Genomic DNA, 25,623 nt, shown 5'->3' with positions numbered 1-25,623 from the left:
GCGGATACATCGGCCCACAGCAGCGCAGATCGTAGCGACGCCGGACGAAGAGTCCGGTACGGCCGTACCGAACCCTCCGCGCCCCCGCGTGACCGTCGGACGTCGCGCGGTCCCGCGACCCGGCTGCCCACGGCCCGTTCGGGGAGCCGCGGCGGGAACCGGCGCGGAGAGCACGCGTTCACCCGGACGAGTGCCGGTGCGGGCGCACTCCCGGCACACGTCGCTCACCCACAGGGAGGACGGTCGGCCGGCCCAGCCCTCGACGTCGAGCGCGGTGCCGTACAGCCGGTCCGCCTTCAGCCGGACGACCACCCGGCGTTCGGCGACCGGTTGTTCCAGGAACGCGTCCTCGTCCGACGTCTGCGGGGCCCGGCCCTTTCGTGAATCCCGTGGGCGTCGGTGTCAGGGCGCGTGTGTGCCGCCGGTCCCGACGCGGTGCGGTGCTTTCCAAGGGGGCCGGGGCCTGTGGCGGTTCGGGTGTCAGTTCACCGTCACGCGGCGGGTCCGGTACGGGGAGTGGGCGATACCGTGGGCGGGGTGAACGCCGATCTCCGGCAGGGGGCGCGTGTGGTGAGGGGCAGAAGCGGCCGGGTGGTCCGCACGTACCGGTTGCGTGCGGCGCAGTTGGTGTTCGTCACTCTCGTGCTCGGCCTGCCGGGAGTGCCGTTGGCGGGCACCATCGTGCCGGAGGACGATCTGCCCGTGCCGTTCAAGGCGGGGATGCTCGTGCTGATGAGCACGGTGTATCTCGGCATCGCCTGGTTCTGGCGGGCGGCGACCATCGTGTACGAGGACCACATCGCCGTACGGCGGTTGTTCCGGACCCGCAGGACCGCGTGGGCCGACGTGCTGGGCATCGGCGTGGAGGACGGCACGGCATCGTCCAGGACGCTGCTGCTCGACCGCGAGGGCCGGCTGTTCGCCCTGCCGGGAGGGATCGGGGCGCGGGCCGGCGAAGTGCGCGCCGTCACGGACGTGTGGGAACGGTCTCGGGGTGACGGGTGGACGGCCCCGGACGAGGCCTTCGTGCTGGCGGCGCGGGAGCGTGCCGCAGCCAGGTCCTCGGCGATGGTGCTGGCCGTCTTCCTGACCGTCGGCTCGTTCCTCGCGCTGCTGATGTGCGGATTCGTGCTGGGGGACGTGTTCGACTGGGACAGCGACGGGATTCCCCGGCCGTTCCAGTGGATCGGTTTCGTGCCGGTCGTGGTGTTCCCCGTCGTGTACGGGGTCGCCGTCCGCCGCCTCGGCCGTCGCGCGGGCACCGCTGACGTGCCTTGAGCGGCCTCACGGGGCGTGGGTTCCGGCGCGCCGCCGCAACCGGACGGCCGGGTACCGCGTCCGATCGTGGTGACTCCCCCGACCGAGCGAGACCGAGGATGGGTGACACCGTGCCGACCACCGCCCTGGACATGACCGAACAAGCCGAGATAGGTGCCGAGATCGGCGGTGTGTTGGCCGGAGGGCTCCCCGACGGCTGGGCGAAGGCGACGCTCCGCTGGTCCGATCTGGTGTCCAGCGGCTCCATGGCGGGCCTGGCGGTCCTGGACGCGGACGGCCGCAGCCTCACCGCCGCGGGCGTCCCGCGGGGCATCGACGACCTGTGCCGCCGGCTGCGAGCGGGGATGCACGACGAGACCCACGGCACCTGGTACACGCTCACCTACACGCTGGTCCCGGAGCGGTACTCGGTCGACTACGACTACGACCACGAGCCGGACGCACCGTCCTTCACGCCCGAGCACTACGCCCGGGACCTGAAGTACTTCCCCCGCGCGGAGGAGCACGTGCCCGACTGGCTGCGGGAGAAGCTGGACGGAATCCCCGATGTCTACGGGGCCGTGTACCTGCGTCAGACGGAGGACGACCCCACTCCCTCCCGGGCCGAGTTCGTCGACGCGTTGACCGGGGCGGGCTGGGAGATCGGGCCGTCCGACCGTTTCCGCGGCGAGATCGCCTTCTCCACCGGGTGGGCCCGGCTCTCCACGCTCTCCGACCCCTGGCTCGTCCGCTTCGCCGGTCAGGTGGACCCCGGGCGCTGGGAGGAACTGCACGCCCTGCTCACCGGGTTCGGGTGGAATGTCGGCATGTCGTGCTACGAGCCCCGGGGCGGAGAGCTGGTGCGGGAGTTCCCGCGCCCGCGGGAGAGCGGCAGCTGACCGGGAACGCTCCCGTCCGCGGGCGGAACGGTCGTCGGCCCCGGCGGGCCGGTCAGGGGGTGGCGGTGATGCGGGCGACCGCCTCGCGGGTCAGTTCGCGGTCGGACGGGGTGTCGTCCAGGGCCCGGTGGAGGGTCAGGCCCTCGATCAGGGCGTCCAGCCGGCGGGCCGTGGCGGCGTCGAAGTGCTGTTCCAGCAGGGTGCGGCTGCGGCGCATCCAGCGGGCGCACAGGTCGCGGTACGGCTCGTGGCGGGCCGCCAGGGTGTAGAGCTCCTGGGTGAGGATCAGGTCGCGGCGGGTGCCCTCGGAGAGGGTGTGGATGAGGTCGGTGACCGCTTCGCGGGCCTCGTCGGCGGTGGTGGCGCCGCTGAGGTGGTGCTCGAAGAGGGTCACCACGTGGTCGGCGTAGCCGGTGAACGCCTGGAGCAGGAGGTCGTCGATGCCGGTGAAGTGGTACGTCATCGAGCCCAGGGGGACCTGGGCCCGTGCGGCGATCTTGCGGTGGGAGACGCCCGCCACGCCCTCCTCGGCGATGAGGTCGAGCGCCGCCGCGAGGATGCGCTCGCGGCGGTGGGGGTCGGTGTGTCCGGTGGCCATGGTCCGTGACCGGGGCTCAGAGGGTGCGGACCGGGCGGGCCGGGTTGCCCACGGCCACCACGTTCGCGGGGATGTCCTTGGTGACCACCGCGCCGGCGCCGATGACGGAGTTGTCGCCGATGGTCACTCCGGGGCAGACGATCGCGCCGCCGCCGAGCCAGACGTTGTCGCCGATGGTGATGGGCAGCGCGGCCTCGAGCTTGTCGCGGCGGGGCTGTGGCTCCACGGGGTGGGTGGGCGTGAGGAGCTGGACGTTCGGGCCGATCTGGCAGTCCTCGCCGATGGTGATCCGGGCGACGTCCAGGGCGGTCAGGTGGTAGTTGACGAAGGTGCGGGCGCCGATGCTGATGTTGCTGCCGTAGTCGACGTACAGCGGCGGGCGCACCTCGACGCCCTCGCCCACCGAGGCGAGGAGCTCGGTCAGGATCGGCCTCGCCTCGGCGGGGTTCTCGGGGTAGGCGGCCTGGTAGCGGGCCGCGAGCCGCATCGCGCGCTGCTGTCGGCGGGCGATCTCCGGATCGTCGGCGATGTAGAGGTCGCCCGCGAGCATGCGCTCGAGGTTCGTGCGCGGATCGTTCGCGAAGTGGTCGTCCGTCGGCATGCGTACGATCGTACGCTCTCGGGGGTGCGGACGTACACGCTTCGCTCACCGCGTGTTCGTTTCAGTCCAGGTCACCCCGCTCTATGCAGAACTCGTTCCCTTCGGGGTCGGCCAGGGTGACCCAGCCCCCGCCGTCGGGGCGGGTGTGGTCGGCCAGTTGGCGGGCGCCGAGCCCGATGGCACGGGCGACCTCCTGTGCCCGGGTGCGGCCGGTCGGCCTGAGGTCGAAGTGGAGGCGGTTCTTGGCGGTCTTTCCCTCCGCCACGCGCACGAAGAGCAGGCCGGGCCCGCCGGCCGGGTCCGCGATCAGGGCCTCCGGGTCGCCGGGCTTGTCGTCGTCGGCGAGCGGGTTGCCCAGCATCGCGCTCCAGAACGTGGCGAGGTCGTAGGGGTCGCCGGTGCAGTCGAAGGTGATGTGGCGGAGGGTGGGGTTCAACGGTCCTCCAGGGGCGGGTGGTCGGCGTGGGTGCCGGCTCGCAGGATGGCGCGCGGGGAGGGGTGTCGTCGAACCGTTTGGCGGGCGGTGACGGGATCCGGACGTGATCCGGCCCCGGACAGGGGTCCGGGGCCGGATCACGTCGGACGGTTTTCACGTGTGCGGGGGCCGCGGCCCGGTCGTCACGCCGGGGACAGTTCCGCCCGGCCGAAGAGCAGGGCGTAGCCCGGCGGCAGTTGGGCCAGGACGCGGGTGATCAGGGCGTCGCCGACCAGTTCGGGCAGGACGCCCAGGACCGAGCTGACGTCCCAGCGGGCCGTGGCCGGGGTCGCGCCCTCGATGCGGGCGGCCACCGAGTCGACGAACTCCGCGGCGGTCAGTCTGCGGTTCACCGGGATCTGCGAGGCGACCGCTCTCGCCGCCTCCTCGGGCAGGGCGCGGGCCAGGTCGACGCGCTCGTCGCCGACGACGTGGCCGCCGAGGGCGGAGAGGACGACGCGGGTGACGTTCTCCGCCTGTGACCGTGTCGGGTACTGGCCCGACTCCCGCACGGCGTCGATCAGTTGGTGCCAGCCGTCGTTCCGGGGGGCGGCTGCCGGGGCCGGGACGCCTCCGGCCTGCTTCACGGTCGCGGGCTTCTGCGGTGTCAGCGTGGTCATCCGGTGCTTCTCTCCTTCTCCGGTTCTCCAGTGCCCCGGTCTCCGGTTCTCCAGTGCCCCGGTTCTTCCCGGGCATGTGCCGTCCTCCGGGCCGGATGCGCGCGGGGGCGCGTCCCGCGGACCATTCGGGTCCGCGGGACGCGTGGGGTGCGCGGGACGCGCGGGGGTCAGCCGCCGATCTGCTTGCGGCTGTCGCCGCCGGTGATCTGGATGCGGCGCGGCTTGGCCTGTTCGGCGACCGGGATCCGCAGGGTCAGGACGCCGGACTCGTACGACGCGTCGATGCGTTCCGTGTCCAGGGTGTCCCCGAGGAACAGCTGGCGGGTGAAGGTGCCGGTGGGCCGCTCGGCGACCACGGTCTCCGCTCCCTCGGGCGCCGGGGAGCGGCGCTCGGCGCGCACGTTGAGGACGTTGCGCTCGACGTCGAGCTCGATCGTCTCCGGGTCGATGCCGGGGAGGTCGAAGTGGACGATGAAGTCGTCCCCCGAGCGGTAGGCGTCCATCGGCATCGCCGCGGGACGGCCGGTGGGGGTGGCGCCGAAGACCTGCTGCGCGAGTCGGTCGAATTCGCGGAACGGGTCGGTACGCATGAGCATCACGGTCATCTCCTTCCGTGGGTGTCATCTGCGATGCCCTTACGGTCTTGCCTTCTTATATAGCTCGGGGGAGGAAAGTTGACAAGCTTGGACTCAGGTTGTGTCGCACGACCGGTTGCGGGCCTGGGCGCGGGGGCCGTCTCCCGGAGCGCTAGCCTCGGAGTCCGGACGACCCCGGCCCGGTGGGCCGGCGCAGTGGCAGGAGGCGGCAGGCATGGCGAAGGTACCGAGTTCCGTGGTGGCGGCGAGTGGACTCGTCGGGGGGTACGGCGTGGCCCGCTGGACGCGGAAGCGACAGCTGGGCGGGGTCGTGCTCGCCGCCGCCGGGGCCGCCGCCGCGCAGCAGTGGCGGGAGCGGGCCGGGGGCAGGGCGGCGGGGGCGCTGTCGGTGGCGTACGTCGCCGCGTTCGCGGGGTCGCACCCGCTGGCGAAGAAGGTGGGTGCCTGGCCGGCCGTGTTCGGGGTGGCGGGCGCCGTGGCGCTCGCCTCGTGGGCGGTGGCCGACCGGCGGGGACGGGGCTGAGGGAGGGCGGCCGCGCGAGGGTGTTCCGGCGACCGCGCCATGGTGCCCGGACCGGCCGGCCGACGGGCCGAGTACCCGGGCACCATGGCTCAGGATCGTTCCACGGGACCTACTGGCAGTACTCGTCCTGGTAGACGATCTTCAGCTGGTCGGTCTCGGTCCGCTCGCCGTCGGTGGCGTAGATCTCGGCGGTGTACTCACCGACCGGTGCCAGCCCCAGGGAGAAGAAGACGTAGCCGTTGACGGGCAGGCTGCCGTCAGCGGGGTCACGTTCGTTCGTGCCCGGGGGGATGATCTGACGGCCCAGGTTGGCGGAGGACTTGCCCGGCAGGTTGCGGATGCCGGTCGTGATGGGTTTCGACCAGCTTCCGGACACCGGGGACAGGGCGTACGTCCATGAGAATCCACCACGGACACACCGCACCTGCCCCTCGGCCTCCAGCGTCCACGTCGAGGTCGAGGCGGACGCCGGGGACGCGCCGAGGAGGGAGAACGTCAGGGCCGAGGACAGACCGAGGAGTAATCCGGCCCCGCGACGGCTTGTTTTCATCGGTACCTCCATGATCGAGGGCATGGGGACGCACGAGGCGGTACGACGTTCCCGCCGGCCCGGACCACCGGGCCGAGGGGGGCCGGCCGCCGTCAGCGAGTGTCACCCGCGTGACGATCCTCGAACAAGGGGGTAGTTGCACTTTCAAAGACCAGTGGCCTGATGTCGCCGTCCGGTGTCCGACAAGGGTCCTTCCGTGGCCCTACGACCCTGCGGCCCGGTCACTTCCCCGCCGTCCCCTCCTTCGCCCCGGCCACCGACAGCGGGATCGCGATGTCCTCCAGGGAGCGGCGTTCCGCCTTCACCGCGAGGAACGCGGCCACCAGGCCCGCCGCGCACATCAGGCCGGCGCCGATCTGGAAGGCGAGGACCGTGTCGCCGACCACGCCCGTTTCCGTGAGCTTCGCGAACAGCAGGGGGCCGCTGATGCCGCCGGCGGCGGTGCCGAGGGCGTAGAAGAAGGCGATGGACATCGCGCGGGTCTCCATGGGGAAGACCTCGGAGACCGTCAGGTACGCGCTGCTCGCGCCGGCCGAGGCGAAGAACAGGACGGCGCACCAGCAGGCGGTGAGGGTCGTCGCGTTGAGCGAACCCCGGTCGAAGAGCCAGGCCGTGCCGAACAGCAGGATGCCCGAGAGCAGGTACGTGCCGGAGATCATCACCCGGCGGCCCACCGTGTCGAAGAGCTTGCCGAGCAGCAGCGGGCCCAGGAAGTTGCCGACCGCGATCACGGCGAAGTAGTAGCCGGTGTTCCCTGACGGGACGTCGAAGAACGTGGTCAGGATCGCGCCGAAGCCGAAGGTGATGGCGTTGTAGAGGAACGCCTGGCCGATGAAGAGGGAGAAGCCGAGGACCGAGCGCTTGCGGTATTCGGCGAAGACGGTGCGGGCGATCTCGGTGAACGTGACGTTCTCACGCTGGCGGATGGTGAGTTCGCCCTCCGCGCGGGGCAGCGGTTCGTTCCGCTCGGCCTCGACCTGTCGCTCGATGTCGCCGACGATGCGTTCCGCCTCCTCGTCGCGGCCGTGGATCAGCAGCCAGCGCGGGCTTTCGGGGACGTGACGGCGTACGAGGAGGATGACCAGGGAGAGTACGGCGCCGAGGGCGAAGGTCAGGCGCCAGCCGACGTCCGCCGGGAAGACGTCGGTGTTCAGGGCGAGGATCGACAGCAGGGAGCCGCCGACCGCGCCCAGCCAGAAGCTGCCGTTGATCATCAGGTCGACGCGGCCCCGGTACCGCGCCGGGATCAGCTCGTCGACCGCGGAGTTGATGGCCGCGTACTCGCCGCCGATGCCGAAGCCGGTGAGGAAGCGGAAGAGGAAGAACCACCAGGTGTCGAAGGCGACCGCGGTGAGGGCGGTGGCGCCGAGGTAGACCGCGAGGGTGATCATGAAGAGCTTCTTGCGGCCCCAGACGTCGGTCAGGCGGCCCCAGAAGAGGGCGCCCGCGCAGGCGCCGGCGACGTAGAGGGCGGCGGCGACGCCGGTGACCTCGCCGGAGGTGATGGGCAGTCCGCTGCCCGGTTCGGACAGGCGGCTCGCGATGTTGCCGACGACCGTGACCTCCAGGCCGTCGAGGATCCACACGGTGCCGAGACCGATGACGACGGTCCAGTGCCAGCGGGACCACGGGAGGCGGTCCAGGCGGGCGGGGATACTGGTGGTGACGGTGTGTCTGGTCCCGGACTGCGCGGTGGTCATGGGCTCCCTCCCTGGCGAAGCGAACCCCCGTCGGATGCCCCGGGCGGGCGTTTTCACGCCCGCCCGCTTTGGCATGAGGGGATGTGCAAGGGGGCCCGTGGGGGTATCGGGTTGCGGCGCGTCGTGGTTGTTCGCGCCCGCGCGGCGGAGCCGCGTATCAGCACAGCCCCGCGTCCCTGGGGAGTCGCGGTCACCGCCGGCCAGTACCCACGGGAGCGGAGGGGGCCCACGGCGGGTCGTCCTCGGCGGGACGCGGGGAGCCGCGCGCCCCGCCACGACGGACCCGCGGCGTCCCGCTCCGGCGCACCCCGTGGCCCTTCGGCCGTCCCGCCGCGCGGCGCGGCATGCCGCGCCGCGCTACGCGCCCAGAGCCTGGGAGATCGTGTAGATCAGCAGCCCCGCCAGGGAGCCGACCACCGTGCCGTTGATGCGGATGAACTGCAGGTCCCGGCCGATGTTGGCCTCGATCTTCTTCGTGGTGTGCTCGGCGTCCCAGCTCGCCACCGTGTCCGTGATCAGGGAGGTGATCTCCTTGCGGTAGGTGGTGACCACGTACACCGCCGCGCCCTCCAGCCAGCCGTCGACCTTGCCCTGCACCTTGGGGTCGAGCGACATGCGGGCGCCCAGGGAGAGCAGCGAGGCGCGCACGCGCAGGCGGAGTTCGCTGCGCTCGTCCTCCGCCGCCGAGACGATCATGGCCCGTACGGCGGTCCACGCGGAGGCGATCAGGTCCTGCACCTCGCCCCGGCCGAGGACCTCGCTCTTGAGGCGTTCGACGCGGGCGCGGGTGTCGGTGTCGGACTGGAGGTCGGAGGCGAAGTCGGTGAGAAAGCGGTCGAGGGCGCCGCGCGCGGGGTGGGCGGGCATGTCGCGCATCTCGGTGACGAAGCGCAGCAGCTCCTTGTAGACGCGCTCGCCGACCTTGCGGTCGACGAATCTGGGGGTCCAGCCGGGCGCGCCGCCGTGGACGGCGTCCATCACGGTGTCGCTGTGCAGCACCAGCCAGTCGTGCGCGCGGGTGACGATGACGTCGACGGCCCGTTTGTGACCGCCGTCGGCGACGATCCGCTCCAGCAGCTTGCCCATGCCGGGCGCGATCTCCTGGGCGTCGGCGCGGCGGGTGATGGCCTCGCCGACCACCGCCTGGACGTCGGAGTCGCGCAGCACGGTGAGGGCGCCGCGCAGGGCCGCCGACAGCTCGGCGGTGACCCGGTCGGCGTGTTCGGGGACGGCGAGCCAGGCGCCGAGCCGGCTGCCGATGCCGACGGCGCGCAGCCGCTGCCGTACGACGTCCTCGGAGAGGAAGTTCTCGCCGACGAACTCACCGAGGGAGACGCCGAGCTGGTCCTTCTTCGTGGGGATGATCGCGGTGTGCGGGATGCGCAGGCCGAGCGGGTGGCGGAAGAGCGCGGTGACGGCGAACCAGTCGGCGAGCGCGCCGACCATGCCGGCCTCGGCCGCGGCGGCGACATAGCCCGCCCAGGGGCCGGCGCCCTGGTGGGAGGCCCATTCCATGAGGACGTAGACGACGGTGACGAACAGCAGCAGGCCGGTGGCGGTGAGCTTCATCCGGCGCACCCCGCGCTGCTTCTCCTCGTCCGCGGGGCTGAACGTCGTCATCGCGCGGTTCGTGAAGGCGCCGGTGCGGGCATGCCGCCCCTCAGCGTCCCGGCCGCCGCTTTCTGCCTTTTCCGATGTTTCCGCCGCTTCGGTCCGTTCCATCCGCTCCACCCGCTCGGTGATCCCTCACACATTGTCCCTTCCTGACCGACTCCTGGAACGGAACAGGAGTTCCCGGCGTCTGTCCGGAGGGGGTTTGTCCAGGGGGATCACCTAAGGGTCCCTCCGGTCAGTCTTCCCGGCCCATGGATCATCATGGGTTCACCGGATCGGAGCCTCGGGCTCCCTCTCCCGAGGAGAACAGAACAGCATGACCCGGGGTCGTGACGGGGACGCCGAGGCGCCTCCCGCCAAGCAGCGTGCCCTGCTCGCCGCGATCGTCGCCGCGATCGTGGCGGTCTCCGCCACCATCTACGTCGGTGCCGACGTCGGAGCCGACGGCCGCATGCGGGAGCGCGACACCCTCGCCGGCGGCCGCGGCGCCCGGCACGACCCGGCCGCGCCCGCCTCCGCCGGCACCTGGGTCACCTCCTGGGCCACCTCCCCGGTCGCGGGCGAGCCCGGCACCGAGACGACCGGCCTCGCGGGCCGCTCGGTGCGCAACGTCGTCCACACCAGCGCCGGCGGTACGAGTGCCCGCGTCACGCTGTCCAACCTCTACGGCCAGTCGCCGCTGACCATCACGCACGCCTCGATCGCGGTGTCCGCGGACCCGGACACCGCGGAGGCGCTCGCGGAGACCATGCGGCCGCTGACCTTCGCCGGGAGCCCGACGGTCGTCGTCCCGGCGGGCGAGCAGGTGACGAGCGACGTGGCGCGCATCGCCGTCCCGCACGACGGGGACGTCCTGATCACGACGTACTCCCCCACCGCCTCCGGGCCGGTCACCCATCACCCGCACGCGCGCCAGATCTCGTACGTCGCCGACGGCGAGCACACCCTGGACGCGACGGGGGCGGTGTACACCGGGCAGAGCAAGGTCTGGCGGTACGTGACCGCGCTGGACGTGCTGAGCAACGAGTCGGACGGCACGGTCGTCGCCCTCGGGGACTCGCTGACCGACGGCGCCACCTCGACGACCGGGGAGAACAACCGGTGGCCGGACGTGCTGTCCGACCGGCTGCGGGAGGCGGTCGAGGACGGGCGGGACGTGCCGCACCACAGCGTCGTCAACGAGGGGATCAGCGGGAACCAGCTCCTCGCCGACAGGCTGGGGCGGCCGGCCACGAATCCCAGTGGGCTGAACCGGTTCGAGCGGGACGTCCTGGGCCGGACGGACGTCGAGGTCGTCGTCGTCGCGCTCGGCATCAACGACATCCTGCGCCATCCGGGGACCGCCGATCCGGACACGATCGTCGCGGGACTGAACGCGCTGGTCGAGCGGGCCCATGCGCGGGGGGTGAAGGTCGTGGGGGCGACGCTCATGCCGTTCGGCGGACACGGCGGGTACACCGACGCGCGGGAAGACGTGCGGCAGCGGATCAACGCGGAGATCCGTGCGGGGCGGGTGTTCGACGCGGTCGTCGACTTCGACGAGGCGCTTCGTGATCCGTACGATCCGCGGCGGTTCCGCCCGGAGTACGACTCCGGTGATCATCTTCATCCGAACGACAGGGGGTACACCCGGATGGCGGAGGAGTTCGATCTGGACGATCTGAAGGGTGGGGCTCCGGCGCGGTTGTAGGGGGTCGCGGGCGTTTGTTCCGCCCCCTCCGCCCCTACCCGTCCCGTACCCGGGGCTCCGCTCCGGACCCCGCTCCTCGAACTCCCCCGAAGGGGGCACCCCCAGAGGGGCTGAAGTGTCGCCGGAGGGGCTGCATTCGCCCGTCCGACGTCAACGGTCGTCGCGTCCGCGCGGCTCGCGTTCCTCCGGGCGGCCGTGGAGGTCCAGGTGGTCGTGGAGGTTCAGGTGGTCGTGGAGGTCGGGGAGGGATCCTTCCAGTTCGCGGCGGCGCTGCTCCTTGCGTTCCAGTTTCTCCCTGCGGCGTTCCTCGCGCAGGCGCTGCTTCTCCGCGCGGGGCAGTTTGCGGTCGACGCCGACGCCGCCCCAGAAGGCGAAGCCCGTGACGATCACGCGCGGGGCGCCCGGCTCGCCCGGTACACCCTCCTCGCGGTGGTCGAAGCCGCCCATGACACCGATGCCGCGCACGACGACCTCGACGCCGGGCGGGACGATCACCTCCACCCCGCCCATGATCGCGACCGCGTTGATGACGACCTCGCGGTCCGCGAAGTACGCGTCCCGCAGATCGATCTCCCCGCCGCCCCAGAAGGCGAAGCAGTTGAAGCGGCGCGGCGCCGTCCAGTGGCCCTTGCGCTGGAAGCCCGACATCACGGCCACGGCCCACGACGACGTCACCGCGTCGTCACCGCCGACGATCCTGTCCCCCCAACCGCCGCCCCGCGCGGGCTCCTTGGTCAGGGACACGGCCGGTACGGCCGCCCCCCGGTCCGGCAGGTCGCGGGTGATCGGCGTCAGCTCCCCGTACGTGCGCGCCTTGTACGTCGCGTCCAGCCGCTCCTCGAACTCCTCCATGTCCAGGCGGCCCTCCGCGAGGGCGTCCCGCAGGATCTCGGCGACCCGTTCACGGTCGGCGTCGGAGGCACGGAGGTCCGGGACGGCTGCGTCTTCGGTCATACCAGCAGCCTACGAGTTGTCTCCGCCGCACGGCTACGAGAGGGCCCGGCCGGCTCGCTCCGCGTACATGGTCGCGATGACCGCCTCGATGTCCGGCTCCCGCACCGACAGGTCCACCAGCGGGTACCGGGCCGCGACCCGCGCCACCAGTTCGGCCGCCGACGCCGACGCCGGGAACGACAGCCACTGCCGCGCCCCCTCCACCCGTACCACCCGCGCGGGCGCGGGCGCCTCGATCGGCGGCAGCTCCCGCTCCAGGTCCACCACCAGCGTCCGTTCGCTCTCCCCCGCCTCGTGCAGCCCGGCGAGCGAACCGTCGTACACCAGCCGGCCGTGGTCGATGACCATCACCCGTGAGCACAACTGCTCGATGTCCTGCAGGTCGTGCGTGGTCAGCAGCACCGTCGTGGCCCGCTCGGCGTTCAACTGCCGCAGGAAGTCCCGCACCTTGGTCTTGGAGACGACGTCCAGACCGATCGTCGGCTCGTCGAGGTACAGCACCTCCGGGTCGTGCAGCAGCGCCGCCGCGATGTCCCCGCGCATCCGCTGACCGAGCGAGAGCTGACGCACCGGAACGTCCAACAGCTCACCCAGGTCGAGGAGTTCGGTCAGCCGCTCCAGGTTCTCCCGGTACCGCGCGTCCGGGATGCGGTACATGCGGTGCATCAGCCGGTACGAGTCGATCAGCGGCAGGTCCCACCACAGCGTCGTACGCTGCCCGAACACCACCCCGATGCGGTGCGCCAGCCGCGTCCGCTCCCGGGACGGATCGATCCCGGCGACCCGCAGCCGCCCGCCGCTCGGCGTGAGGATCCCCGTCAGCATCTTGATCGTCGTCGACTTCCCGGCGCCGTTCGGGCCGATGTAGCCGACCATCTCGCCCCGCGCCACCGTGAAGGAGATCGAGTCGACCGCCCGCACCCGATGCCGCTCCCGTTTCATGAAGCCGGTCTTCCTGCGCACGTCGAAGACCTTCTCCACGCCGTCGAGTTCGATGAAAGCGTCCACAGCCTGCTAACTCCCCGTACTCCGGTACGACCTGAGACCCGTCCGCCACGCCAGCCCCGCCAGCACGCAGCAGCCGACCGCCACCAGCGGCGACGCGAACGCCGCCCACCCCGGCAGCCCGATCGGATACGGCCGCTCCAGCACGTACGCGGCGGGCACCCAGTTGACGAAGGCGAGCGGCAGCATGAACGTCACCCCCCGCACCAGATCCTTCCCGAACACGCTCGGCGGATACTGCAACAGCGTGCTCCCGCCGTACGTGAACGCGTTCTGCACCTCGGCCGCGTCCTGCGCGTAGATCTGGAACGCGGCGCCCGCCACGAACACCGCCGAGAAGATCGCCGCGCCGCTGACCACCATCACCGGCACCAGCAGCACCTTCACCACGCTCCAGTCGACCTCGACCGAGGCCAGCGCCCAACCCAGCACCACCACGCCCTGAGTGACCCGCCCCAGCCGGCGCACCGCGAAATGATCCGCGCCGACCTGCGCCAGCACCGGCGCCGGACGCACCAGCAGGACGTCGAACGAGCCGTCCCGCATCCGCCCGCCCAGCACGTCCATCGAACCGAGCACCAGGTCGGCGATCCCGAACGCCGTCGCCGACAACCCGTACAGCAGGGCGATCTCCGGCAGCGACCAGCCGCCCAGCGAGTCGACCTGCGAGAACATCAGCAGGATCCCCACGAAGTCCAGCCCGGTCACCAACAGGTTCCCGAACACCGTGAAGACGAAGGACGTGCGGTACGTCATGCCCGACCGCACCCACATCCCGGCGATCAGCCCGTAGGCCCGCAGCCCCTCCACCAGCACACCGCGCTCACCCACCCTGCACCACCACCCGCCGCGTCGCCGCCGACTGCACCAGCCGCCCCGCCGCCAGCAGCGCCACCGCCCACGCCGCCTGGAACACGAACGCCCCCAGCACGTCCGTCTCCCCCATCAGCACATCCGCCGGCACCTGGATCTGCGCCGCCCACGGCAACATCCGCACCACGTCACCGAGCCCGCCCGGGAAGGCGTTCAGCGGCAGCACCATGCCCGAGAAGAACACCCCCGTGATCATCAGCACCTGGCTGACACCCATGCCGTCCATCAGCCAGAACACGCTCAGCGCCGCCAGATAGCGGATCGCGAAACTCACCACCGCCGCCAGCAGCAGCGTGACCGCGAACGCCGCCCACGCGGTGACCTCCGCCGGCAACGCCATCGGGAAGAACAGCCAGCCGAACACGAACGGCACCACCCCCCGCCCCAGCGTCTGGAACGCCGCCCGCCCCACGTCACCCGCCAGCCACCACACCTGCAGATCCACCGGCCGGTACAGATCGACGGCGATCTCACCCGTCCGGATGCGTTCCATCAGGTCCTTCTCGGCACCCCCGCCCTGGATCGCCAGCGTCGCGTAGAGACACTGCCCCAGCCACACGTACGTGACCGCCTGCGCCTGGTCGTAGCCGCCGAGACCCGGCCGCTCCTCCCACAACGCCAGATACGTGTACACGAGGATCAGCCCGAACACCGTATTGGTGAACACCCCGGCCGCCGTCGCCACCCGGTACGACGCGTACCGCCGGAAACCCCCCACCGCGACGGCCAGGTACAACCGCGCCGAGCCCACGCCCCGCCCCCTCCCGCATCCGGCACCGAAGCGCAGGAGCCTAGTGCGCCCGCCGTACCCCCTGCCACGCATTTTCGTTGGGGCCATGTGTGTGACAAGCCGCGTGCGCGCGCCCCGCACGGCGTCAACGGGGACGCGTCACCGGAAGGGACAGTCTTGAATAAGACGCACACACCACGGCGCAGTGGAACGAACCAGGCGAAACGGGAGTCCGTGCACGACATGAGCGACGAGCCGCAGCCGCAGCAGCCCGAAAAGGGCTGGGCACCGAGAAAACCCCCGGCGGCCACCGCCCCGAAGCGGCCCGAACGCACCGGATGGCACCGGCTGCTCCCCACCTGGCGAATGGTCCTCGGCGGCCTCCTCATCACCGCCGCACTCGTCGTCGGCGGCTTCTTCCTCGGCTACCACCTCGTACAGATCCCCGCCGCCAACGCCCTCGCCACCCAGCAGGCCAACGTCTACCTCTACGCCGACGGCTCCGTCATCGCCCGCGACGGCGAGGTCAACCGGGAGAACGTCGCCCTCTCCCAGATCTCCAAGGACGCCCAGCACGCCGTCCTGGCCGCCGAGGACCGCGACTTCTACACCGAGTCCGCCATCGACCCCCAGGCCATGGTCCGCGCCGCCTGGAACACCGCCACCGGCAAGGGCAGACAGTCCGGCTCCACCATCACCCAGCAGTACGTGAAGAACTACTACCTCCGCCAGGAACAGACCGTCACCCGCAAGGTGAAGGAGTTCTTCATCTCCATCAAACTCGACCGCGAACAGAGCAAGGACCAGATCCTCGAGGGCTACCTCAACACCAGCTTCTTCGGCCGCGGCGCCTACGGCATCCAGTCCGCCGCCCACGCCTACTACGGCATCGACGCCTCCGAACTCGACGCCGCCCGCGCCGCCTACCTCGCCGCCCTCGTCAACGCCCCCAGCCAGTACGACGTCATCACCCACCCCGAGAACCGCGACACCGTCGAACGCCGCTGGAACTACGTCCTCGACGGCATGGTCGACGAAGGCTGGCTCAGCGCCTCCGAACGCGCCGGCCTGACATTCCCCGTACCCCAGCGGACCACCGTCTCCACCAGCCTGTCCGGACAGCGCGGCTACATCGTGAACATCGTCAAGGACCAGCTGATCGACGACAAGATCGTCGACGAGGCCGCCCTCGACGCCGGCGGCTACCGCATCACCACCACCCTGCACAAGGACAAGCAGGACGCCTTCGTCGACGCCGTCAACGACAAACTCATGGACCGGCTCGACCAGGAGAACCGCGAGGTCGACACCTACGTCCGCGCCGGCGGCGCCTCCATCGACGTCAAGACCGGCAAGGTCGTCGCCATGTACAACGGCATCGACTACGTCAAGCAGTACACCCCCAACGCCACCCGCCGGGACTTCCAGGTCGGCTCCAGCTTCAAACCGTTCGTCTTCACCGCCGCCGTCGAGAACGGCTCCCGCACCCGCGACGGCCGCCCCATCACCCCCAACACCATCTACGACGGCACCAGCGAACGCCCCGTCCAGGGCTGGCCCGGCGACCGCTACGCCCCCGAGAACGAGGACCACCGCGACTACGGCGACATCACCGTCCGCGAGGCCACCGACAAGTCCGTCAACGCCGTGTACGCACAGATGGCCGTCGACGTCGGCCCCGACAAGGTCCGTCGGACCGCCATCGACCTGGGCCTGTCCGAGAACACCCCCAGCCTCGACGACGCCGGGCCCTCCATCGCCCTCGGCGTCGCCACCGCCAGCGTCCTCGACATGGCCGAGGCGTACGCCACCCTCGCCAACCACGGCAAACACGGCGACTACACCATGATCGAGAAGGTCACCCAGAACGGGCGGAACGTCGAACTGCCCGAACGCCACACCCGCCAGGCCGTCAGCCGCCAGGCCGCCGACACCACCACCTCCGTCCTGCGCGGCGTCGTCGAGAGCGGCACCGCCACCGCCGCCCAGACCGCCGGCCGCCCCGCCGCCGGCAAGACCGGCACCGCCGAGGAGGACACCGCCGCCTGGTTCGCCGGCTACACCCCCGACCTCGCCACCGTCGTCGCCGTCATGGGCCAGGACCCCGTCACCGCCGGCCACAAACCCCTCTACGGCGCCATGGGCCTGCCCCGCATCAACGGCGGCGGCGCCCCCGCCGAGATCTGGGGCCAGTACACCCGCGAAGCCCTCCAGGACGCACCGGTCACGGCCTTCACCCTTCGCCTCCAGCCCGGCGCCTGGAAGACCCAGCCACCCCCCGGCGACTCCAGCACCGACCCGTCCCCCTCGACCGGCGACCCGAGCGACGCCGACAGCGGAGACGGCGGCGAGACACCGGGCGAGACGGAGACAGGAGACGAATCCACCGGCCAGGACGGAGCGGAGTCGCCCCAGGGACAGACCGACGGCGGCACCACCACCGGCGGCGACACCGGGGACGACAACGCAACGACCGACGGCTCGGGAACCACCGACGACACCGACGACGGCGACACCAACGGGGACGACGACCCCGGCCCGGGCGGCCTCACCGGCGCCCTCACCCAGAACGGCCACTGGGACTGAGGAACACCCGCGGCTCAGTGCCCGGACGTCGCCTTCAACCCCACCACCGCCACCAGCAACAGACAGATGAAGAAGATCCGCGCCGCCGTCACCGGCTCACCCAGCACCAGCATGCCCAGCACCGCCGCCCCGGCCGCACCGATCCCCACCCACACGCCGTACGCCGTACCGATCGGCAGCGTACGAGCCGCGTACGACAGCAGCAGCATGCTCGTCACGATGCCCGCACCGGTGAGCAGACTCGGAACCAGCCGGGTGAAACCATCGGTGTACTTCATCCCCACCGACCAGCCGACCTCCAGCAGACCGGCGACCACGAGCAGAACCCAGGCCATGACAGGCACCTCCGGGACACGAACGGAAACGGGGGTGCGTCGTCTTTGCCTTCACCCCGGTACGGCGCGTCTCGTCGGGGCCCTCTCGGGTCCCTCCACCCTAGCCCGGAAACGGGAAAAGGGCCGGTGACAACGGTCACCAGCCCCTTCCCACCATCGAACTACAGGTCTACAGGTCTACAGGTACAACCCGGTCGAATCCTCGGAACCCTCGAAACGGTCCGCGGCCACGGCGTGCAGATCACGCTCCCGCATCAGCACGTACGCCGTCCCCCGCACCTCGACCTCCGCCCGGTCCTCCGGGTCGTACAACACCCGGTCACCCGGCTCCACGGTCCGTACGTTCTGCCCCACCGCGACCACCTCGGCCCAGGCCAGCCGACGGCCCACCGCCGCCGTCGCGGGAATCAGAATGCCGCCCCCCGAACGCCGCTCGCCCTCACTCGTGTCCTGCCGCACGAGTACGCGATCGTGCAGCATCCGGATGGGCAGCTTGTCGTCATGGGAACGGTGCTCGTGTCTCTTGGCGCTCACGTCCTGAAACCTACCTGCATCCGCCCCGAACGCACGCGCTCGGGGTCATCGCCTGCGCCGACGGGACCCCAGAGCCAGCAGCCCCACGACCCCCACCACCAGCACCGCCACCGGAACCACCCGCTCCAGCCGGGGCGCACCCTCCTCGTCCACGAACTGCGCCTTCACATCACTCACCACACCGTTGACCCGGACGTACGCCCGCCCCAGCGTGTGATCCACGTTCGAGACGACCCGGGCCTTGGCATCCCCCACGATCGTCTTCGGATGCACCCGCACGCCGATCTCGTCCAGGGTCTCGGCCAGCACCGCACGACGGCGCCTGATGTCCGCCTCGATCTGCGCCGGGGTCCTGGTGTCCGCCGTGTCCGCCACCGTGCCGCCTCCGAAATCCACTGATACCTGTTGTGTACCTGTGCCGGACAGTCTGTCAGCTCCACGCCGCCGCGCACGGCCAGGACCCCCGGTTACCCTCGATCCCGGCACCCGATCCACCCAGCGCGTACGTACGAGGAGACCAGACCGATGAGCGACCGCCTCCAGCCCGGGGACGAGGCCCCCGCCTTCACCCTGCCCGACGCCGACGGCAACGAGGTGTCCCTGGCCGACCACAAGGGCCGCAAGGTCATCGTCTACTTCTACCCCGCCGCCCTCACCCCCGGCTGCACCAAGCAGGCCTGCGACTTCACCGACAACCTGGAGCTGCTCGCGGGCGCCGGCTACGACGTCATCGGCATCTCCCCCGACAAGCCGGAGAAGCTCGCCAAGTTCCGCGAGGCGGAGTCCCTGAAGGTCACCCTCCTCGCCGACCCCGACAAGACGGTCCTCGACGCGTACGGCGCCTACGGCGAGAAGAAGAACTACGGCAAGACCTACATGGGCGTCATCCGCTCCACGATCGTCGTCGACGAGCAGGGCAAGGTCGAACGCGCCCTCTACAACGTCCGCGCGACGGGCCACGTAGCCAAGATCATCAAGGATCTGGGCATCTGAGTCCGCTGCCCGGCCGCTAGCATGGCTGGGCAGCATCACGCGGCCGTGGTGGAACTGGCAGTCACGCTGGGTTTAGATCCCAGTGGGGTAACTCCCGTGTGGGTTCGAATCCCACCGGCCGCACCGCCCCCCACCTTTGAAACAAAGGCGGGGGGCGTCTTTATGAGTCAGCCCAGCAGCTCCCGCACCACCGGTACCAATGCCCGGAACGCCTTCCCCCGGTGGCTGATGGCGTTCTTCTCGGCCGGGGTCAGTTCCGCGCAGGTGCGGGTCTCGCCCTCCGGCTGGAGGATCGGGTCGTAGCCGAAGCCGCCGGTGCCGGCGGGGGCGTGGCGGAGGGTGCCCCGCAACTGGCCCTCGACCACGCGCTCCGTGCCGTCGGGGAGTGCCAGGGCCGCCGCACAGGCGAAGTGGGCGCCCCGGTGTTCGTCGGCGATGTCGGAGAGCTGGGCCAGGAGGAGGTCCAGGTTGGCCTTGTCGTTGCCGTGGGTGCCGGACCAGCGGGCGGAGAAGATGCCGGGGGCGCCGCCCAGGACGTCGACGCAGAGGCCGGAGTCGTCGGCGACGGCGGGGAGGCCGGTGGCCTGGGCGAGGGCGTGCGCCTTGAGGAGCGCGTTCTCGGCGAAGGTGACGCCGGTTTCCTTGACGTCGGGGACGTCGGGGTAGGCGTCGGCGCCGACGAGGTCGTGGGGCAGGCCCTCGTCGGCGAGGATCGCGCGCAGTTCGGTGATCTTTCCGGCGTTGCGGGTGGCGAGGATCAGGCGGGTCATGGGGTTCAGTATCCCGGGCCTCGCCGGCCGCTGGTTACGGCGTGCAGACCTTGGTGAGTTCGCCGGCGGCGTCGGTGACGGGGCTGATGTCGGGGGTCTCGTCGCCGTTCTGGATGGAGGTGCGGACGTTCTGCACGGCCTTTTCGAGGTCGTCGACGGCCTTGCTCACGTCGGCGTTGTCGGTCTTGTCGCCGATTTCGCCGAGGTTCTTGTCTATGGATTCGAGGGATTCCTCGAGCTGGGTGACGTCGTTGCCGGCGTTTTCGACGGCTTGCTGCATGTCGGTGACGCTGTCGGCGATGGCGTCGGCGGTCTGGACGCAGTCCAGTGCCTTGTCGACGGCGGCGCAGCCGGTGGTGAGTCCGGCGGTCAGCGCGACGGCCGCCAGGGTGGCGGCGACGGCTGCGGTGCGGCGTCGGCGGCTCGCGGCCATGGAACGGTCCCTCCCCTTGTCGGGCCGGTGTGCGGCCCTGGTCGTTGGCCGGGCGCTCGGGGGTGAGCCGTGCGCCCGTATCTCTTCAGACGCGGCGGCGGCCGGCGCGGTTGCCCGCGTCGGCCGACTGCCTTGGTGTGTCCTTTACCTTTCGAGGACGGTATCAAGTGCGGCGCGCTGGGCGGCGGCGAGTTCGGTGCAGCCGGTGACGGCGAGGTCGAGGAGGGCGTTGAGTTCGTCGCGGGCGAAGGGTTCGGCTTCGGCGGTGCCCTGGACTTCGACGAAGCGGCCGTCGCCGGTGCAGACGACGTTCATGTCGGTGTCGGCCTTGACGTCTTCCTCGTAGCGGAGGTCGAGGAGGGGGACGCCGGCGACGATGCCGACGGATACGGCGCTGACGGTGCCGGTGAGGGGGTGGCGTCCGGCTTTGATGAGTTTCTTGCCCTGGGCCCATTGGACGGCGTCGGCGAGGGCGACGTAGGCGCCGGTGATGGCGGCGGTGCGGGTGCCGCCGTCGGCCTGGAGGACGTCGCAGTCGAGGACGATGGTGTTCTCGCCGAGGGCTTTGTAGTCGATGACGGCGCGGAGGGAGCGGCCGATGAGGCGGCTGATCTCGTGGGTGCGGCCGCCGATGCGGCCGCGGACGGATTCGCGGTCGCCGCGGGTGTTGGTGGCGCGGGGGAGCATCGCGTATTCGGCGGTGACCCAGCCCTCGCCGCTGCCTTTGCGCCAGCGGGGGACGCCTTCGGTGACGGAGGCGGTGCAGAGGACTTTGGTGTCGCCGAAGGAGACGAGGACGGAGCCTTCGGCGTGCTTGCTCCAGCCGCGTTCGATGGTGACCGGGCGGAGTTGTTCGGGGGTGCGGCCGTCGATTCGAGACATGGCGTTGAGCCTAGCCGTACAGGGGGAAGGGGCCCCTTCTCCGGTGGGGAGGGGCCCCGAAGGTGTGGCCGTGGCTTACATCAGGTCTTCGATTTCGGCTGCGATGGGGTCGGCGTCGGTGCCGATGACGACCTGGATGGCGCTGCCCATCTTGACGACGCCGTGGGCGCCGGCGGCCTTGAGGGCGGCTTCGTCGACCTTGGCGGGGTCGACGACTTCGGTGCGGAGGCGGGTGATGCAGCCTTCGACTTCTTCGATGTTGTCGATGCCGCCGAGCCCGGCAACGATCTTCTCAGCCTTGGTGGCCATGTTCGTTCTCCCTGATCCGAACCGCTTTGTCGCAGTAACCCACAGTTGGCCCATCTTTGCGAGCGGTCCTGTCGTGGGGGCCGGATGATGGCGTCACGACAGCGGGACCGTCCTGCCTGACTGGTCTACACCACCGGGTGGACTGCCGCCAAACCCGCTGTCGCCGCTTCGCCAGACTGCTCTCCAGGGAGAGGGACCGGATGAGTGCCGAGAGTGCCGCCGGCGCCGGGGGGACGGTCTCTCCCGCGCGTGAGCGCTGGAACCGTTTGTTCCAGGGTTTGCAGAAGATGGGGCGGAGTCTGCAGTTGCCGATCGCGGTGCTGCCGGCGGCGGGCATCCTGAACCGGCTGGGGCAGCCGGATGTGTTCGGGGACGAGGGTCTGGGCTGGACGAACGTCTCCAAGGTGATGATGGGCGCGGGTGGGGCGCTGCTGGACGGTTCGCTGGGGTTGCCGCTGCTGTTCTGTGTGGGTGTGGCCATCGGGATGGCGAAGAAGGCGGACGGGTCGACGGCGTTGGCGGCGGTGGCGGGGTTCCTCGTCTATTACAACGTGCTGCGTCAGTTCCCGGAGGACTGTCCTCGGGGGTCGGAGGCGGTGCCGATGGTGGGCTGCCGGGTGGCCGACGGGACGGTGACGGCGTTCACGTATCAGAATCCGGGGGTGTTCGGCGGGATCGTCATCGGGTTGATGGCGGCGTACTTCTGGCAGCGGTTCCACCGGACGAAGCTGGTGGACTGGCTCGGCTTCTTCAACGGGCGGCGTCTCGTCCCGATCATCATGGCGTTCGCGGCGATCGTGTTCGCGGCGCTGTGTCTGTGGGTGTGGCCGCCGATCGGTGACGGGCTGGAGAGTTTCAGCGACTGGCTCAACGGCCTGGGCGCGTGGGGCGCGGGTGTGTTCGGGATCGCGAACCGGGCGTTGCTGGTGATCGGGCTGCACCAGTTCCTGAACGTGCCGATGTGGTTCCAGTTCGGCAGTTACACCAGGCCGGACGGCGCGGTGGTGCACGGCGACATCAACATGTTCCTGGCGGGTGATCCGACCGCGGGCCAGTTCACCACCGGTTTCTTCCCGATCATGATGTTCGCGCTGCCGGCCGCCGCGCTGGCGATCACGCACTGTGCGAAGCCGCACCGGCGCAAGGAGGTGGGCGGGCTGATGCTGTCGGTGGGGCTGACGTCGTTCGTGACCGGTATCACCGAGCCGCTGGAGTACTCCTTCCTCTTCATCGCGCCGTTGCTGTATGTGGTCCACGCGGTGCTGACGGGTGTGTCGATGGCGGTGACGTGGGGGTTGGGGGTGAAGGACGGGTTCAGCTTCTCGGCGGGGCTCATCGACTACGTCATCAACTGGAACCTGGCGACCAAGCCGTGGCTGATCATTCCGATCGGGCTGTGCTTCGCGGCGGTGTATTACGTGGTCTTCCGGTTCGCGATCACGCGGTTCGATCTGAGGACTCCGGGGCGGGAGCCGGAGGAGGAGGTGGAGGACGCGGCGAAGGCGTGATCTCGTAGGCTGGAGATGGCTGTTCGAGCCCTCGGACCGTGGGGTCCGGGGGCTCTTCGGTGTGCCCTGCGGAGGGTTCCGTTCAGCGGTCCCGGGCGGGCACGGTGGGTAGCCCGGCGGTAGCAGGAATCATGGGTTCCTTATGCGGCCTTCATCGTGCTACAACAGGTCTACACCAGTAGTGGTGTAGACCACCACCGATGGAGGAAGTATGAGCACCGCCACCGCCTCGGCGGCCCCCGCAAAGAAGCGGGGATCCGGCCTGTTCCAGGGCCTGCAGAAGGTCGGACGCAGCCTGCAGCTGCCTATCGCCGTGCTGCCGGCGGCGGGGATTCTGCTCCGGCTCGGCCAGACCGACGTCCAGGAGAAGCTGAACCTCCCCGACAAGGTCACCGCGGTGTTCGCCACGGCGGGCGGCGCGATCTTCGACAACCTCCCGATGCTGTTCTGCATCGGTGTCGCGATCGGCTTCGCCAAGAAGGCCGACGGCTCCACCGCCCTCGCCGCACTCGTCGGTTTCCTGGTCTACAGCAACGTCCTGAAGGCGTTCCCGGTCACCGAGGCGAAGGTGCAGGACGGCGCGGACATAGCCGCGACCTACAACAACCCCGGTGTTCTCGGCGGCATCCTGATGGGTCTGCTGGCGGCCGTGCTGTGGCAGCGCTATCACCGCAAGAAGCTGGTGGACTGGCTGGGCTTCTTCAACGGCCGCCGTCTCGTCCCGATCATCATGGCCTTCGTCGGCACCCTCATGGGTGTCCTCTTCGGTCTGGTCTGGGAGCCGATCGGTGAGGTCATCTCCGACGCCGGCGAGTGGATCACCGGTCTGGGTGCCGCGGGCGCCGGTCTGTTCGGTCTGATCAACCGCGCGCTGATCCCCATCGGCATGCACCAGTTCGTGAACACCGTCTCCTGGTTCCAGATCGGTGACTTCACCAACGCGGCCGGTGAGGTCGTGCACGGTGACCTGAACCGGTTCTTCGCCGGTGACCCGGACGCCGGGCAGTTCATGTCGGGCTTCTTCCCGATCATGATGTTCGGCCTCCCGGCCGCCGCCATCGCCATCGCGCACGCCGCCCGCCCGGAGCGCCGCAAGGCCGTGATGGGCATGATGGTCTCCCTCGCGCTGACCTCCTTCGTGACCGGTGTGACCGAGCCGATCGAGTTCTCGTTCATGTTCATCGCCCCGGTGCTGTACGCGATCCACGCGGTGCTCACCGCCCTGTCCATGGCGATCACCTGGGCGTTCGGTGTCCACGCGGGCTTCACCTTCTCCGCGGGCGCCATCGACTACGGGCTCAACTGGAGCCTGGCGACCAAGCCATGGCTGATCATCCCGATCGGTCTGGTGTTCGCGGCGATCTACTACGTGCTCTTCCGCTTCGCCATCGTCAAGTTCAACCTTCCGACCCCGGGCCGTGAGCCCGAGGAGGAGCTCGAGGACGCCACGAAGGCGTGAGTCGTCCTCGTACGACATGACACCGGGGCCCCCGGAAGCCGTCACGGCTTCCGGGGGCCCCGCTCGTTCCGGTCTCAGATCTCGTACGTCGCCCCGGGCGCCGCCAGCCCCACCGGGCCGTCGTACACCGCGCGGGCGTCGGTGAGGTTGACCTGCGGGTCGGTCCACGGGGGGATGTGGGTGAGGATCAGGCGGCGGGCGCCCGCGCGGGCCGCCGTCTCACCCGCCTCGCGGCCGTTGAGGTGCAGGTCGGGGATGTTCTCCTTGCCGTGCGTGAAGGCGGCCTCGCACAGGAAGAGGTCGGCGTCGCGGGCGAGGTCGTCGAGCGCGGGGCTCACGCCCGTGTCGCCGGAGTACGTCAGTGTCCTGCCGCCGTGTTCGATGCGGATGCCGTACGCCTCGACCGGGTGCGCGACGCGCTCGGTGTGGACGAGGAACGGGCCGATCTCGAAGGTGGACGGCTTGACCGTGTGGAAGTCGAAGACCTCGCTCATGGAGGAGGCCGTGGGGGTGTCGGCGTAGGCGGTGGTGAGCCGGTGCTCGGTGCCCTCGGGGCCGTAGACCGGGAGGGGGGCGCAGCGGCCGCCGTCGTGCCGGTAGTAGCGCGCGACGAAGTAGCCGCACATGTCGATGCAGTGGTCGGCGTGCAGGTGGCTGAGGAAGATCGCGTCGAGGTCGTAGAGACCGCAGTGGCGCTGCAGCTCGCCCAGGGCGCCGTTGCCCAGGTCGAGAAGCAGCCGGAAGCCGTCGGCCTCGACGAGGTAGCTCGAGCAGGCCGATTCCGCGGACGGGAACGACCCCGAGCAGCCGACGACGGTGAGCTTCATGAAGCAGAAACCTCCGCTGGCGGGTGTGGAGAGACGGGGGTCGTGCGGTTTGTCGAGCGTAAGGCGCAAAACCTGTGGTCGCTCCTCCGCCAGGGGCCGTTGTGGGCGAACTCACCTGTGGTGTCACCGGTTCGGCTGGAAGCGGCGCGTGCCGGGGCCGGAGGGGGCGCTCGGTGGTGGCTCGCGCCGGTACGGTCGGGGCATGGACACGGCCTGGTGGCTCGCGCTCGCCGCGGTGGTACTGCTCGCGCTCGTCACCGCGCTCGTCGACGGGTGGGGGCGGGGGCACCGGTCCCGGGGGC

The 25,623-nt window shown here is 70.5% G+C and carries 28 protein-coding genes, 1 tRNA gene, 1 pseudogene and 1 riboswitch; of the genes and pseudogenes, 9 read left to right on the top strand and 21 right to left on the bottom strand.

Annotated features, from left to right (window positions below):
• Positions 1-255 precede the first annotated feature (255 nt).
• Positions 256-354: pseudogene (locus KUM38_RS41515) on the bottom strand (PPOX class F420-dependent oxidoreductase); the annotation flags it as partial.
• A 183-nt stretch (positions 355-537) separates the two neighbouring features.
• Here KUM38_RS41515 and KUM38_RS02365 point away from each other — a divergent pair.
• A complete protein-coding gene (locus KUM38_RS02365; RefSeq protein ID WP_217127574.1) occupies positions 538-1,278 on the top strand; it encodes a PH domain-containing protein in 741 nt (246 codons plus the stop codon).
• Positions 1,279-1,388: 110 nt separating this feature from the next.
• Positions 1,389-2,156 (top strand): hypothetical protein, encoded by a 768-nt coding sequence (locus KUM38_RS02360; RefSeq protein WP_217127573.1) that lies wholly within the window; start codon positions 1,389-1,391, stop codon positions 2,154-2,156.
• Between the two features lie 52 nt (positions 2,157-2,208).
• Here the strand turns inward: KUM38_RS02360 and KUM38_RS02355 are convergent, their stop codons facing one another.
• The 5 genes from KUM38_RS02355 to KUM38_RS02335 form a co-directional block, all read right to left on the bottom strand.
• Positions 2,209-2,754: a TetR/AcrR family transcriptional regulator gene (locus KUM38_RS02355; protein WP_217127572.1), complete on the bottom strand. Its 546-nt coding sequence runs from the start codon at positions 2,752-2,754 to the stop codon at positions 2,209-2,211.
• Between the two features lie 16 nt (positions 2,755-2,770).
• Positions 2,771-3,355 (bottom strand): sugar O-acetyltransferase, encoded by a 585-nt coding sequence (locus tag KUM38_RS02350; RefSeq protein WP_217127571.1) that lies wholly within the window; start codon positions 3,353-3,355, stop codon positions 2,771-2,773.
• A 61-nt stretch (positions 3,356-3,416) separates the two neighbouring features.
• Complete coding sequence (locus tag KUM38_RS02345; protein WP_217127570.1) at positions 3,417-3,791, bottom strand: VOC family protein; 375 nt, start codon at positions 3,789-3,791, stop codon at positions 3,417-3,419.
• Positions 3,792-3,973: 182 nt separating this feature from the next.
• Positions 3,974-4,450 carry a DUF2267 domain-containing protein gene (locus KUM38_RS02340; protein WP_217127569.1) on the bottom strand — a complete coding sequence of 159 codons (477 nt, stop codon included), beginning with the start codon at positions 4,448-4,450 and terminating at the stop codon, positions 3,974-3,976.
• Between the two features lie 167 nt (positions 4,451-4,617).
• Positions 4,618-5,046 carry an Hsp20/alpha crystallin family protein gene (locus tag KUM38_RS02335; RefSeq protein WP_217127871.1) on the bottom strand — a complete coding sequence of 143 codons (429 nt, stop codon included), beginning with the start codon at positions 5,044-5,046 and terminating at the stop codon, positions 4,618-4,620.
• Positions 5,047-5,260: 214 nt separating this feature from the next.
• Between KUM38_RS02335 and KUM38_RS02330 the strand changes: the two genes are divergently transcribed.
• Positions 5,261-5,569 carry a hypothetical protein gene (locus KUM38_RS02330; RefSeq protein WP_217127568.1) on the top strand — a complete coding sequence of 103 codons (309 nt, stop codon included), beginning with the start codon at positions 5,261-5,263 and terminating at the stop codon, positions 5,567-5,569.
• A 109-nt stretch (positions 5,570-5,678) separates the two neighbouring features.
• Here the strand turns inward: KUM38_RS02330 and KUM38_RS02325 are convergent, their stop codons facing one another.
• From KUM38_RS02325 to KUM38_RS02315, 3 genes are all read right to left on the bottom strand, one after another.
• Positions 5,679-6,119, bottom strand: coding sequence for a DUF5980 family protein (locus tag KUM38_RS02325; RefSeq protein ID WP_217127567.1), 441 nt, complete (start codon positions 6,117-6,119; stop codon positions 5,679-5,681).
• 221 nt (positions 6,120-6,340) lie between these two features.
• On the bottom strand, positions 6,341-7,819 hold the full coding sequence (locus KUM38_RS02320) for an MFS transporter (protein ID WP_217127566.1): 1,479 nt from the start codon (positions 7,817-7,819) through the stop codon (positions 6,341-6,343).
• Between the two features lie 357 nt (positions 7,820-8,176).
• Positions 8,177-9,541 (bottom strand): DUF445 domain-containing protein, encoded by a 1,365-nt coding sequence (locus tag KUM38_RS02315; protein WP_217127565.1) that lies wholly within the window; start codon positions 9,539-9,541, stop codon positions 8,177-8,179.
• A gap of 208 nt (positions 9,542-9,749) precedes the next feature.
• Between KUM38_RS02315 and KUM38_RS02310 the strand changes: the two genes are divergently transcribed.
• The gene (locus tag KUM38_RS02310; RefSeq protein ID WP_217127564.1) at positions 9,750-11,123 is read left to right on the top strand and encodes an SGNH/GDSL hydrolase family protein; all 1,374 of its coding nucleotides are present in this window, start codon (positions 9,750-9,752) and stop codon (positions 11,121-11,123) included.
• 150 nt (positions 11,124-11,273) lie between these two features.
• On the opposite strand, the gene KUM38_RS02305 is transcribed toward KUM38_RS02310, so the two are convergent.
• From KUM38_RS02305 to KUM38_RS02290, 4 genes are read right to left on the bottom strand one after another with little or no spacing between them, the layout of a single operon-like run.
• Positions 11,274-12,077 (bottom strand): DUF1707 domain-containing protein, encoded by an 804-nt coding sequence (locus tag KUM38_RS02305; protein WP_217127563.1) that lies wholly within the window; start codon positions 12,075-12,077, stop codon positions 11,274-11,276.
• A 33-nt stretch (positions 12,078-12,110) separates the two neighbouring features.
• A complete protein-coding gene (locus KUM38_RS02300; RefSeq protein WP_217127562.1) occupies positions 12,111-13,085 on the bottom strand; it encodes an ATP-binding cassette domain-containing protein in 975 nt (324 codons plus the stop codon).
• Between the two features lie 6 nt (positions 13,086-13,091).
• Positions 13,092-13,913, bottom strand: a complete 822-nt coding sequence (locus KUM38_RS02295; protein ID WP_217127561.1) for an ABC transporter permease — start codon at positions 13,911-13,913, stop codon at positions 13,092-13,094.
• Positions 13,906-14,706, bottom strand: coding sequence for an ABC-2 family transporter protein (locus KUM38_RS02290; RefSeq protein WP_217127560.1), 801 nt, complete (start codon positions 14,704-14,706; stop codon positions 13,906-13,908). The genes KUM38_RS02295 and KUM38_RS02290 overlap by 8 nt, the downstream gene beginning before the upstream one ends.
• 222 nt (positions 14,707-14,928) lie before the next feature.
• Here KUM38_RS02290 and KUM38_RS02285 point away from each other — a divergent pair, with 222 nt between their 5' ends.
• Complete coding sequence (locus KUM38_RS02285; RefSeq protein WP_217127559.1) at positions 14,929-17,271, top strand: transglycosylase domain-containing protein; 2,343 nt, start codon at positions 14,929-14,931, stop codon at positions 17,269-17,271.
• Positions 17,272-17,285: 14 nt separating this feature from the next.
• On the opposite strand, the gene KUM38_RS02280 is transcribed toward KUM38_RS02285, so the two are convergent.
• The 3 genes from KUM38_RS02280 to KUM38_RS02270 form a co-directional block, all read right to left on the bottom strand.
• Positions 17,286-17,606: a multidrug efflux SMR transporter gene (locus KUM38_RS02280; RefSeq protein ID WP_030825380.1), complete on the bottom strand. Its 321-nt coding sequence runs from the start codon at positions 17,604-17,606 to the stop codon at positions 17,286-17,288.
• Positions 17,607-17,639: 33 nt separating this feature from the next.
• A riboswitch (guanidine-III (ykkC-III) riboswitch) is annotated at positions 17,640-17,701 on the bottom strand.
• An 82-nt stretch (positions 17,702-17,783) separates the two neighbouring features.
• The gene (locus KUM38_RS02275; protein WP_203634995.1) at positions 17,784-18,086 is read right to left on the bottom strand and encodes a co-chaperone GroES; all 303 of its coding nucleotides are present in this window, start codon (positions 18,084-18,086) and stop codon (positions 17,784-17,786) included.
• Positions 18,087-18,185: 99 nt separating this feature from the next.
• Positions 18,186-18,515 (bottom strand): DUF3618 domain-containing protein, encoded by a 330-nt coding sequence (locus KUM38_RS02270; RefSeq protein ID WP_217127557.1) that lies wholly within the window; start codon positions 18,513-18,515, stop codon positions 18,186-18,188.
• A gap of 150 nt (positions 18,516-18,665) precedes the next feature.
• Between KUM38_RS02270 and bcp the strand changes: the two genes are divergently transcribed.
• Both bcp and KUM38_RS02260 read left to right on the top strand, forming a co-directional pair.
• Positions 18,666-19,133, top strand: coding sequence for a thioredoxin-dependent thiol peroxidase (gene bcp, locus KUM38_RS02265; protein ID WP_217127556.1), 468 nt, complete (start codon positions 18,666-18,668; stop codon positions 19,131-19,133).
• A gap of 39 nt (positions 19,134-19,172) precedes the next feature.
• Positions 19,173-19,256, top strand: a tRNA-Leu gene (locus KUM38_RS02260).
• 44 nt (positions 19,257-19,300) lie between these two features.
• Here KUM38_RS02260 and rdgB read toward each other — a convergent pair.
• From rdgB to KUM38_RS02240, 4 genes are all read right to left on the bottom strand, one after another.
• Positions 19,301-19,903 (bottom strand): RdgB/HAM1 family non-canonical purine NTP pyrophosphatase, encoded by a 603-nt coding sequence (gene rdgB, locus KUM38_RS02255; protein WP_217127555.1) that lies wholly within the window; start codon positions 19,901-19,903, stop codon positions 19,301-19,303.
• Between the two features lie 34 nt (positions 19,904-19,937).
• On the bottom strand, positions 19,938-20,336 hold the full coding sequence (locus KUM38_RS02250) for a hypothetical protein (protein WP_217127554.1): 399 nt from the start codon (positions 20,334-20,336) through the stop codon (positions 19,938-19,940).
• 144 nt (positions 20,337-20,480) lie between these two features.
• On the bottom strand, positions 20,481-21,218 hold the full coding sequence (rph, locus tag KUM38_RS02245) for a ribonuclease PH (RefSeq protein WP_217127553.1): 738 nt from the start codon (positions 21,216-21,218) through the stop codon (positions 20,481-20,483).
• 75 nt (positions 21,219-21,293) lie between these two features.
• Positions 21,294-21,527: a glucose PTS transporter subunit EIIB gene (locus KUM38_RS02240; RefSeq protein WP_217127552.1), complete on the bottom strand. Its 234-nt coding sequence runs from the start codon at positions 21,525-21,527 to the stop codon at positions 21,294-21,296.
• Positions 21,528-21,727: 200 nt separating this feature from the next.
• On the opposite strand from KUM38_RS02240, the gene KUM38_RS02235 reads away from it, so the two are divergent.
• Together KUM38_RS02235 and KUM38_RS02230 are read left to right on the top strand one after the other, a co-directional pair.
• Complete coding sequence (locus tag KUM38_RS02235; protein WP_217127870.1) at positions 21,728-23,035, top strand: PTS transporter subunit EIIC; 1,308 nt, start codon at positions 21,728-21,730, stop codon at positions 23,033-23,035.
• A gap of 211 nt (positions 23,036-23,246) precedes the next feature.
• Entirely contained in the window at positions 23,247-24,494 is a 1,248-nt protein-coding gene (locus KUM38_RS02230) for a PTS transporter subunit EIIC (protein WP_217127551.1), read from the top strand.
• Between the two features lie 74 nt (positions 24,495-24,568).
• Here the strand turns inward: KUM38_RS02230 and KUM38_RS02225 are convergent, their stop codons facing one another.
• Positions 24,569-25,321, bottom strand: coding sequence for an MBL fold metallo-hydrolase (locus tag KUM38_RS02225; RefSeq protein WP_217127550.1), 753 nt, complete (start codon positions 25,319-25,321; stop codon positions 24,569-24,571).
• Between the last annotated feature and the right edge of the window lie 302 nt (positions 25,322-25,623).

Origin of the sequence: Streptomyces sp. AC558_RSS880, from assembly GCF_019049255.1 — a bacterium.
Taxonomy (GTDB): domain Bacteria; phylum Actinomycetota; class Actinomycetes; order Streptomycetales; family Streptomycetaceae; genus Streptomyces.
This window is presented reverse-complemented; position numbering and strand designations above follow the sequence as displayed.

Coding starts and splice junctions, on each gene's coding strand:
- KUM38_RS02275 (WP_203634995.1), bottom strand. CDS start 18,086: ATGCTGCACGATCGCGTACTCGTGCGGCAGGACACGAGTGAGGGCGAG.
- KUM38_RS02250 (WP_217127554.1), bottom strand. CDS start 20,336: ATGGCCGCGAGCCGCCGACGCCGCACCGCAGCCGTCGCCGCCACCCTG.
- KUM38_RS02350 (WP_217127571.1), bottom strand. CDS start 3,355: ATGCCGACGGACGACCACTTCGCGAACGATCCGCGCACGAACCTCGAG.
- KUM38_RS02310 (WP_217127564.1), top strand. CDS start 9,750: ATGACCCGGGGTCGTGACGGGGACGCCGAGGCGCCTCCCGCCAAGCAG.
- KUM38_RS02335 (WP_217127871.1), bottom strand. CDS start 5,046: ATGCTCATGCGTACCGACCCGTTCCGCGAATTCGACCGACTCGCGCAG.
- KUM38_RS02305 (WP_217127563.1), bottom strand. CDS start 12,077: ATGACCGAAGACGCAGCCGTCCCGGACCTCCGTGCCTCCGACGCCGAC.
- KUM38_RS02320 (WP_217127566.1), bottom strand. CDS start 7,819: ATGACCACCGCGCAGTCCGGGACCAGACACACCGTCACCACCAGTATC.
- KUM38_RS02340 (WP_217127569.1), bottom strand. CDS start 4,450: ATGACCACGCTGACACCGCAGAAGCCCGCGACCGTGAAGCAGGCCGGA.
- KUM38_RS02325 (WP_217127567.1), bottom strand. CDS start 6,119: ATGAAAACAAGCCGTCGCGGGGCCGGATTACTCCTCGGTCTGTCCTCG.
- bcp (WP_217127556.1), top strand. CDS start 18,666: ATGAGCGACCGCCTCCAGCCCGGGGACGAGGCCCCCGCCTTCACCCTG.
- KUM38_RS02235 (WP_217127870.1), top strand. CDS start 21,728: ATGAGTGCCGAGAGTGCCGCCGGCGCCGGGGGGACGGTCTCTCCCGCG.
- rph (WP_217127553.1), bottom strand. CDS start 21,218: ATGTCTCGAATCGACGGCCGCACCCCCGAACAACTCCGCCCGGTCACC.
- KUM38_RS02315 (WP_217127565.1), bottom strand. CDS start 9,541: ATGGAACGGACCGAAGCGGCGGAAACATCGGAAAAGGCAGAAAGCGGC.
- KUM38_RS02355 (WP_217127572.1), bottom strand. CDS start 2,754: ATGGCCACCGGACACACCGACCCCCACCGCCGCGAGCGCATCCTCGCG.
- KUM38_RS02240 (WP_217127552.1), bottom strand. CDS start 21,527: ATGGCCACCAAGGCTGAGAAGATCGTTGCCGGGCTCGGCGGCATCGAC.
- KUM38_RS02280 (WP_030825380.1), bottom strand. CDS start 17,606: ATGGCCTGGGTTCTGCTCGTGGTCGCCGGTCTGCTGGAGGTCGGCTGG.
- KUM38_RS02285 (WP_217127559.1), top strand. CDS start 14,929: ATGAGCGACGAGCCGCAGCCGCAGCAGCCCGAAAAGGGCTGGGCACCG.
- KUM38_RS02230 (WP_217127551.1), top strand. CDS start 23,247: ATGAGCACCGCCACCGCCTCGGCGGCCCCCGCAAAGAAGCGGGGATCC.
- KUM38_RS02330 (WP_217127568.1), top strand. CDS start 5,261: ATGGCGAAGGTACCGAGTTCCGTGGTGGCGGCGAGTGGACTCGTCGGG.
- KUM38_RS02225 (WP_217127550.1), bottom strand. CDS start 25,321: ATGAAGCTCACCGTCGTCGGCTGCTCGGGGTCGTTCCCGTCCGCGGAA.
- rdgB (WP_217127555.1), bottom strand. CDS start 19,903: ATGACCCGCCTGATCCTCGCCACCCGCAACGCCGGAAAGATCACCGAA.